The organism is Microbacterium aquilitoris, from assembly GCF_031932285.1.
Classification (GTDB): Bacteria; Actinomycetota; Actinomycetes; order Actinomycetales; family Microbacteriaceae; genus Microbacterium; species Microbacterium aquilitoris.
Window position 1 is genome coordinate 962667 of sequence record NZ_JAUZVT010000002.1, and the last position, 11252, is coordinate 973918.

Annotated in this window: 11 protein-coding genes; all 11 read right to left on the reverse strand. The window is 70.1% G+C overall.

All coding sequences use genetic code 11. The features are described from left to right. Positions 1 to 9: 9 nt before the first annotated feature. Positions 10 to 906 (reverse strand): guanylate kinase, encoded by an 897-nt coding sequence (gene gmk / locus Q9S78_RS11485; RefSeq protein ID WP_018186751.1) that lies wholly within the window; start codon positions 904 to 906, stop codon positions 10 to 12. After that, on the reverse strand, positions 899 to 1762 hold the full coding sequence (gene pyrF / locus Q9S78_RS11490; protein ID WP_018186750.1) for an orotidine-5'-phosphate decarboxylase: 864 nt from the start codon (positions 1760 to 1762) through the stop codon (positions 899 to 901). The genes gmk and pyrF overlap by 8 nt, the downstream gene beginning before the upstream one ends. Further along, positions 1759 to 5046 carry a carbamoyl-phosphate synthase large subunit gene (gene carB, locus Q9S78_RS11495; RefSeq protein ID WP_311870286.1) on the reverse strand — a complete coding sequence of 1096 codons (3288 nt, stop codon included), beginning with the start codon at positions 5044 to 5046 and terminating at the stop codon, positions 1759 to 1761. The genes pyrF and carB overlap by 4 nt, the downstream gene beginning before the upstream one ends. After that, complete coding sequence (gene carA / locus Q9S78_RS11500; RefSeq protein WP_018186748.1) at positions 5039 to 6199, reverse strand: glutamine-hydrolyzing carbamoyl-phosphate synthase small subunit; 1161 nt, start codon at positions 6197 to 6199, stop codon at positions 5039 to 5041. Before carA ends, carB begins: the two co-directional genes overlap by 8 nt. Further along, positions 6196 to 6729 carry a PH-like domain-containing protein gene (locus tag Q9S78_RS11505; RefSeq protein ID WP_311870288.1) on the reverse strand — a complete coding sequence of 178 codons (534 nt, stop codon included), beginning with the start codon at positions 6727 to 6729 and terminating at the stop codon, positions 6196 to 6198. Before Q9S78_RS11505 ends, carA begins: the two co-directional genes overlap by 4 nt. Then, positions 6726 to 8030, reverse strand: coding sequence for a dihydroorotase (locus tag Q9S78_RS11510; protein ID WP_018186746.1), 1305 nt, complete (start codon positions 8028 to 8030; stop codon positions 6726 to 6728). The genes Q9S78_RS11505 and Q9S78_RS11510 overlap by 4 nt, the downstream gene beginning before the upstream one ends. After that, on the reverse strand, positions 8027 to 8998 hold the full coding sequence (locus Q9S78_RS11515) for an aspartate carbamoyltransferase catalytic subunit (protein ID WP_311856720.1): 972 nt from the start codon (positions 8996 to 8998) through the stop codon (positions 8027 to 8029). The genes Q9S78_RS11510 and Q9S78_RS11515 overlap by 4 nt, the downstream gene beginning before the upstream one ends. Further along, positions 8995 to 9525 (reverse strand): bifunctional pyr operon transcriptional regulator/uracil phosphoribosyltransferase PyrR, encoded by a 531-nt coding sequence (gene pyrR, locus Q9S78_RS11520; protein WP_311856719.1) that lies wholly within the window; start codon positions 9523 to 9525, stop codon positions 8995 to 8997. Before pyrR ends, Q9S78_RS11515 begins: the two co-directional genes overlap by 4 nt. 214 nt (positions 9526 to 9739) lie before the next feature. Next, positions 9740 to 10147: a transcription antitermination factor NusB gene (nusB, locus tag Q9S78_RS11525; RefSeq protein WP_018186743.1), complete on the reverse strand. Its 408-nt coding sequence runs from the start codon at positions 10145 to 10147 to the stop codon at positions 9740 to 9742. 7 nt (positions 10148 to 10154) lie between these two features. Further along, positions 10155 to 10715, reverse strand: coding sequence for an elongation factor P (gene efp, locus Q9S78_RS11530; protein ID WP_018186742.1), 561 nt, complete (start codon positions 10713 to 10715; stop codon positions 10155 to 10157). Between the two features lie 90 nt (positions 10716 to 10805). Then, on the reverse strand, positions 10806 to 11252 hold the full coding sequence (gene aroQ, locus Q9S78_RS11535; protein WP_020097302.1) for a type II 3-dehydroquinate dehydratase: 447 nt from the start codon (positions 11250 to 11252) through the stop codon (positions 10806 to 10808).

The window sequence follows — 11252 nt, forward strand, 5'->3', positions numbered from 1 at the left end:
CCCCCGGGGTCAGCGTGCGAGTCGGGCGATCTCCGCCGCGGCACGCGCGACGTCGTCGTTCACGACGCGGTAGTCGAACTCGCCCTGCGAGGCGAGCTCGACGCGCGCGGTCTTCAGACGGCGCGCACGCTCCTCCTCGCCCTCGGTCCCCCGCCCGACGAGCCGGTTCACCAGCTCGTCCCAGCTGGGCGGGAGAAGGAAGACCAGCGTCGCGTCAGGAGCGGCGGCGCGCACCTGGCGGGCGCCCTGGAGATCGATCTCGAGGAGGACGGTCCGTCCCTCGGCGAGGGCGGCGTCGATCGGGCGACGCGGCGTGCCGTAGCGGTAGGCGTTGTGCACCGTCGCGTACTCGAGGAGGTCGCCCGCCTCGACCATCCGGTCGAACTCGGCGTCGTCGACGAAGAAGTAGTGCTCGCCTTCGACCTCGCCCGGTCGCGGCGGTCGCGTGGTCGCCGAGACCGACAGCAGGATCTCGGGGTGGTGCTCCTTGATGTGGGCGGCGACCGTCCCCTTCCCCACTGCGGTGGGGCCGGCGAGGACGATCAGACGGCTGCGTGCGTCACGGGCGCGCGGCTCGGGGAGGCGACGGTCAAGGTAGTCCTGCAGCACCTGGCGCTGACGGATGCCGAGGCCCCCGATCTTCTTGACCGGAGCGATCTGCAGATCGGCCAGGATGCGGTCGCGCTTGCCCTCGCCGATCGCGGGGATCGCGGTGAGGAACTCGGTCACGCGCATCGCCGCGGCGGCCGACTGCGGCTCCGCCCACGCGTGGCGCAGCAGGTCCTGCGGGCTGATGACGCGCGTCGACACGTCGCGCTTGAGCGCGGCACGTTCACGGCGCGCGGCGACGGCGCGACGGGACGCGGCGGCGCGGTCGACCTCGGGGGGTGTGCGGGAGTCAGGCATGTCGGGCGTCCTGGAGTTCGGAGTTGTGGGTGTCGATGGCGGCGGCGATCCCGTCGGGACCGGCGCCGAGGATGCTGCGGCTGGCGCTGGCGAGGACCTGGGGGGCCAGGGACCCGAAGCGCTCGGAGATGTCGCGAAGGCGGGCACCCTGCGCTCCGAAACCGGGGGCGAGGAGGGACGCGCGGTGCAACGAGGCATCCGTCAGTCCCAGATCGGCGCGCTCCACTGTAGCCCCGACGACGAAGCCGACCGGGCCGAAACGGTCGCCTGCGACCACAGCGGACGAATTCGCCGAACCGGCGCGTTGCGCGACCCAGTCCGCGACCGTCTGACCGCGCTCGGCGTCGACGGTCGTGAGCTCGGCGGACTGCAGGCCGGCGGCCTCGGGGTTGCTCGTCGCGGCGAGGACGTAGACGCCCTTGCCCTCGCGGACGGCGGTCGCGATGGTGCCGCGGAGCGAGTCCGGTCCGAGGTAGGGGCTCACGGTCACGGCATCGGACTCCAGGGGCGATCCCGCTGAGAGCCACGCCTCGGCGTAGCCGTCCATGGTCGTCCCGATGTCGCCGCGCTTGGCGTCGGCGATCACGACGAGGCCCGCCGCGCGGGCCGTCCCGATGACCTCTTCGAGCGCGGCGTACCCGGCGGCCCCGTAGCGCTCGAAGAACGCCACCTGCGGCTTGACCACGCCGACGCGGGTGCGCGCGGCATCCACCACGCGCAGGCCGAAGTCGCGGACACCCGCAGCGGATGCCGGGAGCCCCCACGCGTCGAGGAGCGACGCGTGGGGGTCGATGCCGACGCACAGCGGACCGCGGGCGTCGACCGCCGCGGCCAGCCGCGAACCGAATGAGGTCACACCGACGCCTTCCGGTCGGCGGCGTACTCCTGCAGGCTCCGGACGGCGAAGCCCTCGCGGAGGACCGGCATCGCCGAGACGGCGGCGCCGAGGACGGCCATCGTGGTGAACAGCGCCTTGTCCGCGGCCACCGCGGCAGCGCGGATCTCGTACCCGTCCGCACGGGCGATGCCGCCCGACGGGGTGTTCACGACGATGTCGATCTCACCCGCGTTGATCAGATCGACGACGTTCTGCTCGCCCGAGGCCTGCGTCTCGGAGTACTTGGAGACCACCTTCACCGTGATGCCGTTGCGAGCCAGGATCTCCGCCGTGCCCTCCGTCGCGATGAGGGTGTAGCCGAGCTCCTGCAGCCGGTGGGCCGGCAGGATGACGGCGCGCTTGTCGTCGTCGGCGACCGAAAGGAAGACGGTTCCCGAGGTCGGCATCCCGCCGTAGGCTGCGGCCTGACTCTTCGCGAACGCCGTCGGGAAGTCGCGGTCGATGCCCATGACCTCACCGGTGGAGCGCATCTCGGGTCCGAGGACCGAGTCGACGGTGCGACCGTCTGCGGTCCGGAACCGCTTGAACGGCAGCACGGCCTCCTTGACGGCGACGGGCGCGTCGAGCGGCACTCGCGAGCCATCCTGCTCGGGAAGGAGCCCTTCCGCGATCAACTCTGCGATCGACGATCCGGCCATGATGCGGCTCGCCGCCTTGGCCATCGGGATACCGAGAGCCTTCGACACGAACGGGACCGTGCGCGAGGCGCGCGGGTTGGCCTCGATGACGTAGAGCACGCCCGCCGACACCGCGAACTGGACGTTCAGGAGCCCGCGGACGCCGACGCCCTCGGCGATGGCGTGCGTCGCGATGCGTACGCGATCGATCTCACCGCGCCCGAGCGACATCGGCGGCAGGGTGCACGACGAGTCGCCGGAGTGGATGCCGGCCTCTTCGAGGTGCTCCATGACGCCGCCGATGTAGAGCTGCTCGCCGTCGAAGAGCGCGTCGACGTCGATCTCCACCGCGTCGTCGAGGAAGCGGTCGACGAGAAGCGGGGCGTCGTCGCGGATGATCGCCTGGTCGGCGATGCGTACGAAGTAGTCGCGCAGGCTCTCGGTGTCGTAGACGATCTCCATGCCGCGTCCACCGAGCACGAAGCTCGGACGCACGAGCACGGGGTAGCCGATCTCCTCCGCGATCGCGATGGCGCCCGCCTCGTCGGTCGCGGTGCCGTGGCGCGGGGCGGTGAGGCCCGCGCGGTCGAGCAGCTGCGAGAAGAGCTCGCGCTCCTCGGCGATGTCGATCGCGGCGGGCTTCGTGCCGAGGATCGTGTAGCCGGCGGCCTCGATCCCCTTCGCGAGCCCGAGCGGCGTCTGACCGCCGAGCTGGCAGACGACGCCGACGATCTCGCCGGACTGCGCCTCCGCGTGGAGCACCTCGAGGACGTCCTCGAGCGTCAGCGGCTCGAAGTACAGCCGGTCGCTGGTGTCGTAGTCGGTCGAGACCGTCTCGGGGTTGCAGTTGACCATGATCGTCTCGAAACCGGCATCCGACAGCGCGAACGACGCGTGGACGCACGAGTAGTCGAACTCGACGCCCTGCCCGATGCGGTTCGGACCCGACCCGATGATGACGACCTTGCGTCCTTCGCTGGGGGTGACCTCGGTCTCGCGGTCGTAGGAGGAGTAGTGGTACGGCGTCAGCGCGGGGAACTCCCCCGCGCACGTGTCGACCGTCTTGTAGACGGGGCGGAGGCCGAAGCCGTGACGGATGCCGCGCACGTCCGCCTCGCCGAGGCCGCGGAGCTCGGCGATCTGCGCGTCGCTGAAGCCGTGGTCCTTCGCCAGGCGCAGGACGTCCTCGGTCACATCGTCCGCCTCGCGGATGTACTCGGCGACCTCGTTGATGAGGATCATCTGGTCGAGGAACCAGGGGTCGATCGCGGTGGCGTCGAACGCCTGCTCGAGGGTGGCGCCCTTGCGGAGCGCCTGCTGCAGCACGACGATGCGACCGTCGGTGGGCGTCTTCGAGATCTCGAGGAGCTCCTCCATCGAGCGCTCCTCGGGCCCCCAGTGGAAGCTGGAGCCGCGCTTCTCGAGCGAGCGGAGCGCCTTCTGGAGGGCGGTCGTGTAATTGCGGCCGATCGCCATGGCCTCACCGACCGACTTCATGGTGGTCGTGAGCGTCGTGTCGGCGGCGGGGAACTTCTCGAAGTTGAAGCGGGGCACCTTCACCACGACGTAGTCGAGTGTCGGCTCGAAGCTCGCCGGCGTCGCCTTCGTGATGTCGTTGGGCACCTCGTCGAGCCGGTAACCGATGGCGAGCTTCGCGGCGAGCTTCGCGATCGGGAAACCGGTCGCCTTCGAAGCGAGGGCCGACGAGCGCGAGACGCGGGGGTTCATCTCGATGACGATGATGCGGCCGGTCGCCGGGTCGACGGCGAACTGGATGTTGCAGCCACCGGTGTCGACGCCGACGGCGCGGATGATGTCGATGCCGATGTCACGGAGCTTCTGGTACTCGCGGTCCGTCAGGGTCAGCGCCGGCGCGACCGTGATCGAATCGCCCGTGTGCACGCCGACGGGGTCGACGTTCTCGATGGAGCAGACGACGACCGTGTTGTCGGCCGTGTCGCGCATGAGCTCGAGCTCGTACTCCTTCCATCCGAGGATCGACTCCTCGAGCAGCACCTCGGTCGTGGGAGAGTCGCGCAGACCCGCTCCGCCGATGCGGCGGAGATCGTTCTCGTCGTACGCGAAACCGGATCCGAGGCCGCCCATCGTGAACGAGGGGCGGACGACGAGCGGGTAGCCGAGCTCCGCCGCGCCGGCGAGGAGGTCGTCCATCGTGTGCGCGATAACACTGCGGGCGACGTCGGCGCCGCACTCGAGCACCAGCTCCTTGAAGACCTGGCGGTCCTCGCCCTTGCGGATGGCCTCGACCTTCGCGCCGATCAGCTCGACGCCGTACTTTTCGAGGATGCCGCGGTCGTGAAGCGCCATGGCGGCGTTCAGCGCGGTCTGGCCGCCGAGGGTCGGGAGGATCGCGTCGGGCTTCTCCTTCGCGATGATCGTCTCGATCACCTCGGGGGTGATCGGCTCGACGTAGGTCGCGTCGGCGAAGTCGGGGTCGGTCATGATCGTGGCGGGGTTCGAGTTCACGAGGATGACGCGCACGCCCTCCTCGCGGAGGACCCGGCACGCCTGGGTGCCGGAGTAGTCGAACTCGCAGGCCTGACCGATGACGATCGGGCCGGATCCGATGACGAGGACGCTCTGGATGTCGTCGCGCTTAGGCATTCTTCGTCTCCTGGGTGGCGACCACGAGGTCGCGGAAGCGGTCGAACAGGTAGTTGGCGTCGTGCGGGCCGGCGGCGGCCTCGGGGTGGTACTGCACGCTGAACGCCGGGAGGTCGAGGGCGCGGAGCCCCTCGACCACGTTGTCGTTGAGGCCCACGTGGCTGACCTCGACGCGGCCGTAGCCGTGGGGGCTGTCGATGACCCCCTCGAGGGGCGCGTCGACGGCGAACCCGTGGTTGTGCGCGGTGATCTCGACCCGGCCCGTGGTCTTGTCGAGGACCGGCTGGTTGATGCCGCGGTGCCCGAACGGCAGCTTGTAGGTGCCGAACCCGAGGGCCCGACCGAACAGCTGGTTGCCGAAACAGATCCCGAAGAACGGCAGGCGGGCGTCGAGGACCTCGCGCAGGAGCGCGACGTGACGATCGGATGCCGCGGGGTCCCCCGGTCCGTTCGAGTAGAAGACCGCGACGGGGTCGACCGCCTGGATGTCGGCGAACGAGATCGTCTGCGGCAGGACGTGGACCTCGAACCCGCGGGCGGCGAGGTTGTTCACGGTGGCCTGCTTGACGCCGAGGTCGAGGATCGCGAGGTTGCCGATCTTCTCGCCCACCGCGGGAGTCACCTCGGCGGCGGGCACCGAGACGTCGGCGGACAGGTTCTGCCCGCTCATCTCGGGAGCCTCGCGCACGATGCGCAGTTGCTCGTCATCGGTCAGGGATGCGGCATCCCCCGAGAAGACGCCGCCGCGCATGGACCCGGCCGAGCGGAGCACGCGGGTCACGGCACGCGTGTCGACGCCGCTGATGCCGACGATGCCGTCGCGGACCAGGGCGTCCTCGAGCGAGTGGTCGGCGCGCCAGTTCGACACGATGCGCGAGGGGTCGCGGACGATGTAGCCGGCGACCCAGATGCGGCGGGACTCGTGGTCCTCGCCGTTCATGCCGGTGTTGCCGATGTGGGGTGCAGTCTGCAGGACGATCTGACCCGCGTACGACGGGTCGGTGATCGTCTCCTGGTACCCGGTCATCGCCGTCGCGAAGACGACTTCGCCGAGGGTGGTGCCGCGGGCACCGTAGGCGTGTCCGGGGTGTCGGGAACCGTCCTCGAGGACGAGGACGGCGGGTTCGGGAGCTTGGAATCTCTGAATGCTCATGCGTCGCTTCCGGGAATCTGCTGGGGAGAGGTGGGAGAAGAGGTGGCGGGGAGGACCCGACTGATCGCGTCGCTGAGCGATCGTGCCGAGAGGTCCTGCGGGCGGAGGTAGCTGTCGACGACCGTGCCCTCGGGGGTGGTCCACGCGAGACGGACGAGGCCGTCGCGCTCGACCACGCGGTCGATGGCGACCGTCGCCTGGTCGACCGCGACGAGGGCGTCCGCGGCGAGGAAGATCCGCGGCTGGCCGGTCAGATCGAGCGCCACGCCGGTGTCGGTGACGGTGACGTCGACGCGGGATCGGAAGGCGAGCCCGCGGATCGCGAGCCGCTCCAGCGGATCGCCGTGACGGGTCGTGGCGACGTACAGGCCCTCCGAGCGGAGGCTCGCGACGGCGCCGTCGGGGGCGTCACCGACCGGGGCGGACAGGCCCGCGTCCCGCCTCGAGCGTCGTCGCCAGGCGATCAGTCCGACCACGATCAGCAGGACGGCGACCGCCACCATGACGAGGACGGCGGCCTCGCGCGTCACGAGACGACCTCGGCGACGACCGCGCCATCGGCAACGGTCTGCCGGCCGCGGAAGAACGTCGCCCGGACCTCGCCCGGCAGTTCCCGCCCGAGGTAGGGCGAGTTCACGCTGCCTCCCCGCAGGTCGTCCGTGCTGAACGCGCGGACCGGCGCCGGGTCGTAGAGGGCGAGGGATGCCGGGGATCCGACCGCGATCGGGGTCCCGGCATCCGCGAGCCGGCCGATGCGGGCGGGGGCTGCGGACATGACGCGGACGACGTCGGACCATTCGAGCAGGCCGGTGTCGACCATCGCGGCGTGCACGACGCGGAGGGCGGACTCGAGTCCGACCATCCCGTTGGCAGCCGCCTGCCATTCGCAGGTCTTCGCCTCGGCGGGGTGCGGGGCGTGGTCGGTCGCGACGATGTCGATCGTGCCGTCGGCGAGTCCCTCGCGGACCGCGCGCACGTCCTCGTCCCGCCGCAGCGGCGGGTTCACCTTGAACCGCGGATCGTAGCCGCGCACGAGGTCTTCGGTCAGCAGCAGGTGGTGGGGCGTGACCTCAGCCGTGACGTTGATGCCGCGCTTCTTCGCCCACCGGATGAGGTCGACGGAGCCTGCGGTCGAGAGGTGGCAGACGTGCAGGCGCGATCCGACGTGTTCGGCCAGGAGGACATCGCGCGCGATGATCGACTCCTCGGCGACGGCCGGCCATCCCGTGAGGCCGAGCTCGGCCGACACGGTGCCCTCGTTCATCTGGGCACCCTCGGTCAGGCGGGGGTCCTGCGCGTGCTGCGCGACGACGCCGTCGAAGGACTTCACGTACTCCAGCGCCCGGCGCATGATGAGCGGGTCGAAGACGCAGAAGCCGTCGTCGCTGAAGACGCGGACCCGGGCTCGCGACGAGGCCATCGCACCGAGCTCGGCGAGTCGCTCGCCCTTCTGCCCGACGGTCACGGCGCCGATCGGCTGGACGTGGGCGTAGCCGGCGGCCTCGCCCAGGGCGAGCTCCTGCTCGACGACGCCGGCGGTGTCGGCGACCGGTGAGGTGTTCGGCATGGCGAACACCGTCGTGTAGCCGCCGGCGGCGGCCGCGCGCGACCCCGACAGGATCGTCTCGGATGCCTCGTAGCCGGGCTCGCGCAGGTGCGTGTGCAGGTCGACCAGGCCGGGCAGCGCGATCAGGCCGTCCGCGTCCACCGTGCGTGCGCCGTTCGCGCTGACACCCGTGCCGAGCTCGGCGATGACGCCGTCCGTGATCAGGATGTCCGCGGCGACGCCGCCATCGATCCGCGCCCCGCGGATGAGGATGCTCTCGCTCATCGGGCCTCCTCCTGTGGGTGGGTGGTGGGTCGCTCCCCCGCCAGGAGCAGGTAGAGCGCCGCCATGCGGACCGAGACACCGTTCGCGACCTGCTCGAGCACAGTCGATCGTGGCGAATCGGCGGCGTCGGCGGAGATCTCCAGACCCCGGTTCATGGGCCCGGGGTGCATCACAATGCTACCTGTCGGAAGAGATCCCATCCGCGCGGCATCCAATCCCCAACGGCGTGAATACTCCCGTTCAGTGGGGAAATAGGCGGCGTTCATCCGCTCCAGCTGGATGCGGAGCATCATGACGGCGTCCGGCGCCGAGGCGATCGCCTGGTCGAGGTCGTAGGAGATCGTCACAGGCCAGGCCGAGACGTCCTGCGGGACCAGCGTCGGAGGTGCGACGAGGGTGACCCGCGCGCCGAGCGTCGTGAGCAGCCAGACGTTCGACCGTGCGACGCGCGAGTGCAGGATGTCGCCGACGATCGCGACGTGGAACCCCGCGAGGTCGCGGCCCCTGCTGTCGTCGCCGAAGAAACGCTTGCGGATGGTGAAGGCGTCGAGCAGCGCTTGCGTGGGGTGCTCGTGCGTGCCGTCTCCGGCGTTCAGGACCCCGGCGGAGATCCAGCCGCTCGTCGCGAGCGTGTGCGGAGCGCCCGACGCGCCGTGGCGGATCACGACGGCGTCGGCGCCCATCGCCTGCAGGGTCTGCGCCGTGTCCTGAAGGGACTCGCCCTTGGAGACCGAGGACCCCTTGGCCGAGAAGTTGATGACGTCGGCCGAGAGCCGCTTCGCGGCCGCTTCGAACGAGATGCGCGTGCGCGTCGAGTCCTCGAAGAAGAGGTTGACGACGGTCTTACCGCGCAGCGTCGGCAACTTCTTCACTTCGCGGGACTGCGTGTCGCGCATGTCCTCGGCGACGTCGAGGATGCGGAGCGCGTCGTCCCGGCTGAGGGTGCGGGTGTCGAGGAGGTGTCTCATGAGGCGATCGTCACCTCCTCGGCACCGTCGACGTCGGTCAGCCGCACGTTGACGCGCTCCTCCCGCGAGCTCGGCAGGTTCTTGCCGACGAAGTCCGGGCGGATGGGCAGTTCGCGGTGACCCCGGTCGACGAGGATCGCGAGACGCACCACGGCGGGCCGTCCGATGTCCTGCAGCGCGTCCAGGGCGGCGCGGATGGAGCGGCCCGAGAACAGGACGTCGTCGACGAGGACCACGGTCTTCGCGTCGATGCCGCCGGGCGGGATCTCGGTCGGGCGCGGCGTCCGCGTGGGATTGCGGTGCAGGTCGTCGCGGTACATCGTGACGTCGAGCGAGCCGACCGGGACGGTCACGCCCGTGAACGAGGCGATGAGCTCGGCGATGCGTTCGGCGAGGGTGACGCCGCGGGTGGGGATCCCGAGGAGCACGAGCCCGTCGGGGCCCTTGTTCGACTCGAGGATCTCGTGAGAGATGCGCGTGAGTGCGCGGGCGATGTCAGCGTCGTGCAAGACGATGCGCGAAGTCATCCGCCGCTCCCTTCTCCGCCTCACAGGACGGTGTTAAAGGTTGCTTGTTCGAGACCACTCTAGCGGGGCCGGGCGGTGAGCCGCGGCATCCGCTCGCCCTTGCGGACTCCCCCGGCGACGAGAAACGGCATCCCGGTCAAGACTCGGCGCGAAGCCGCGTGTCGTGGGTGGGATGCCGTCTGTCGGTGAATGTGCCAGGTGATCCGGCCCCGGCTCAGGAGCGCGCGATGCGTGCGAGGACGCCGTGGACGAACGAGCCGGAGTCGTCGGTGGAGAACTCCTTGGCGAGCTCCACCGCCTCATCGATCGCGACGGCGGTCGGCACCTGGTCGTTGTGCAGGATCTCCCAGACGCCCATTCGCAGGATCGCGCGGTCGACCGCCGGCATCCGCTCGAGCTTCCAGTCGCGCGCGTGCGTGATGATCTGCTCGTCGATCTCGCTCTGAGCGTCGATGACGCCGTCGACGATCTCGCGGGCGTAGAGCCAGGAGGCTTCGCGGGCGGGTTCGTTCGCCGCGCGCTTCGCCTCTGCGGCGAGCGTGACACCGAGGTCGTCACCGCGGATGTCGGCCTGGTACAGGATGTCGAGGGCGCGCTTTCGCGCCTTGCTCCGTGCGCTCATCGCGCGGTCAGCTCACGCGGCCGAGGTAGTCCCCGGTACGCGTGTCGACCTTGACCTTGGTGCCCTGCTCGACGAACAGCGGGACCTGGATCTCGTAGCCGGTCTCGAGCGTGGCGGGCTTCGTGCCGGCCGACGAGCGGTCGCCCTGCAAGCCCGGCTCGGTGTAGGTGATCTCGAGGACGACGGAGGCCGGCATCTCGACGTAGAGCGGGTTGCCGTTGTTGAGCGCGATCTGGACCTGCTGGTTCTCGAGCAGGTAGTTGGCGGCGTCGCCGACGACGGTGGCCGTCACGCTCAGCTGGTCGTAGTCGGCGACGTCCATGAAGACGTAGCTGTCGCCGTCGTTGTACAGGTAGGTGAAATCGCGGCGGTCGACGTTCTCGATCTCGATCTTCGCGCCCGCGTTGTACGTGCGGTCGACGGTCTTGCCGGAGACGACGTTCTTGAGCTTCGTGCGGACGAAGGCGCCACCCTTGCCGGGCTTCACGTGCTGGAACTCGACGACGTTCCAGAGCTGTCCGTCGATGGACAGGACGACGCCGTTCTTGATGTCTGCAGTGGATGCCATGAGAGTGCGATTTTCCGTTCGGTGAGTTCGGGGCCGATGCGGCCGACGATCGATTCTACGGGATGCCGCGGCATCCGCCCCGGAAAGCGGTCAGCTCGCGAGGGTCGAAAGCAGTTCGCGGGTCGCGTCGGCGTACCCGGCGACCCCTCGGCCGACCACGTGGACGACGGCGACGTCGGCGACGTAGGAGTGGTGCCGGAAGGGCTCGCGCGCCGAGACGTCGGAGATGTGGACCTCGGCGACGGGCAGCGCGACCCCCGAGAGGGCGTCGCGCAGCACGACGGAGGTGTGCGTCAGCCCGCCCGGGTTGATGACGATCCCCGCGCAGTCCGTGCGGGCCGCGTGGATCGCGTCGATGAGGACGCCCTCGTGGTTGCTCTGCACCGCCCGCACCTCGTAGCCGGACTCCGCGGCCGTCCGCTCGACGAGGGCGACGACGTCGTCGAGGGTCGCATGCCCGTAGACGTCGGGTTCCCGGATGCCGAGCAGGTTCAGGTTCGGTCCGTTGACGAGGAGCAGGCGGCGGGAGGTCGACAC

Excerpts from the sequence above, each read along its gene's own strand:
- Q9S78_RS11515 (WP_311856720.1), bottom strand. The coding sequence starts at position 8,998 with ATGAGACACCTCCTCGACACCCGCACCCTCAGCCGGGACGACGCGCTC.
- nusB (WP_018186743.1), bottom strand. The coding sequence starts at position 10,147 with ATGAGCGCACGGAGCAAGGCGCGAAAGCGCGCCCTCGACATCCTGTAC.
- carA (WP_018186748.1), bottom strand. The coding sequence starts at position 6,199 with ATGAGCATTCAGAGATTCCAAGCTCCCGAACCCGCCGTCCTCGTCCTC.
- efp (WP_018186742.1), bottom strand. The coding sequence starts at position 10,715 with ATGGCATCCACTGCAGACATCAAGAACGGCGTCGTCCTGTCCATCGAC.
- gmk (WP_018186751.1), bottom strand. The coding sequence starts at position 906 with ATGCCTGACTCCCGCACACCCCCCGAGGTCGACCGCGCCGCCGCGTCC.
- Q9S78_RS11510 (WP_018186746.1), bottom strand. The coding sequence starts at position 8,030 with ATGAGCGAGAGCATCCTCATCCGCGGGGCGCGGATCGATGGCGGCGTC.
- pyrR (WP_311856719.1), bottom strand. The coding sequence starts at position 9,525 with ATGACTTCGCGCATCGTCTTGCACGACGCTGACATCGCCCGCGCACTC.
- carB (WP_311870286.1), bottom strand. The coding sequence starts at position 5,046 with ATGCCTAAGCGCGACGACATCCAGAGCGTCCTCGTCATCGGATCCGGC.